1 protein-coding gene and 1 pseudogene are annotated in these 1447 nt (G+C 67.2%); one reads left to right on the forward strand and one right to left on the reverse strand.

Going from position 1 to position 1447, the window contains the following annotated elements:
* Positions 1–219, reverse strand: a pseudogene (locus AC1DZ6_RS25115) (ABC transporter permease); the annotation flags it as partial.
* 257 nt (positions 220–476) lie between these two features.
* Here AC1DZ6_RS25115 and gcrA point away from each other — a divergent pair.
* On the forward strand, positions 477–995 hold the full coding sequence (gene gcrA / locus AC1DZ6_RS25120) for a cell cycle sigma 70 cofactor GcrA (protein WP_018113364.1): 519 nt from the start codon (positions 477–479) through the stop codon (positions 993–995).
* Positions 996–1447 lie beyond the last annotated feature (452 nt).

The following is a 1447-nucleotide window of genomic DNA, read 5'->3' on the forward strand; positions in this document are numbered from 1 at the left end:
AGAGGTCACGCCGCCCACCGCCGGGCGGCTGCCGCCCACGGCCACCACGAACACCAGCATGTAGAGCAAGGTCGTCACCACCGGGGCGGCGACGGTCTGGGTGCCCACCTTCCAGAAGCGGCGGATCTCGCGCTGGTACAGGGTGAAGAACCCGCTCCAGTTCCAGCCGTGATAGTCGCGCGGCTGCGGGGGGATGACGGCGTCCGTCACGTCTTTCATGAGCCTGGCGTCCTGGGGGGTCTTGGCAAACTGCCTGCGCATGTGCGCCCGAGGCGGTTCCGGCGCAAGCGGCGCTCCGACAGAATCAATATGTTGTTTCTGTGGACAGAGCGTATGGCGCCTATTGTGTGTTTTRACGTATTCTTTACACTATCTGGTAGGCGAGCGGCCGGCGGGGCCGTTCGTACACCAGATGTAGAGGTCGAGGCGAGTCGGGGAAACCCGCTTCGGACTCTTTTTTAAGGCGGAGATGGGCAATGAGCTGGACTGACGAACGGGTCACCACCTTGAAGAAGCTTTGGCTGGACGGCCTGTCCGCCAGTCAGATCGCCAAACAGCTCGGCGGCGTCACGCGCAACGCCGTGATCGGCAAGGTGCACCGYCTGGGCCTGTCGGGCCGCGCGGCCCCCTCGCAACCGGCGCGCCCGGCCTTCAAGGCCCCGCGTCCGGCGCGTCCGGCCGCTACGACGATGCCCTCGGCGCCGCGCCGGGTGATCGCCGCCGAGCCGGCGGCCCTCCCGGCCGTGGCCCAGCAGCCTTCGGTCCCGGCGTTCCGCGCCGAGGAGCCGGGTTCGGCCACCGTGCTGACCCTGGGCGCCCACATGTGCAAGTGGCCGATCGGCGATCCGTCGACCGACGGCTTCACCTTCTGCGGCCGCCGGTCGTCGGAAGGCCCCTATTGCGGCGAACACGCCCGCATCGCCTACCAGCCGCAGCAGACCAAGAAGAAGGCCGGCGCCACCGAACTGGCCCGCTCGCTGCGCCGCTACATCTAGTCCCCACGCCCGTGGGGCCGCCCTCGTCCCTGGAAGCGCGAGCTTCGGGACCTGGGATGCCGGGTCGGCGGTAGGAATTCTCGCGCCCCTAGTCCTCGGGACAAAGGCGCTTCGAGGATTTCGGCCTCACGGCGAGGACTGGAAAAGATCCCGGACGGCTGAGGGGCCGCTCCGGGATTTTTGCGTTTTGGCGGGGACATGCTCTCAAGGCGGAATGCGCCTTTCCTTCACCCTGTCCCGGAGGGGAGAGGGTTTCGAGCGGCTTACGCTCAACGTAGGGCGAACAAACCCCGGCGATTTCAACGCCCTGAACTTTCTCGACCCGATCTTGTCCCCACTCTCCAAACCGSSCGTATCCTTRWCTCACCTCGACGCRGGGAAAGGGCGCATGGCCAGCGACCGATGCGGCGGCGGGGGGCGATCGAGCGGGAAGCTCTGTCGGCGATCTGGTC

The sequence above is a fragment of the Caulobacter sp. P1_B12_2 genome (assembly GCF_056406675.1).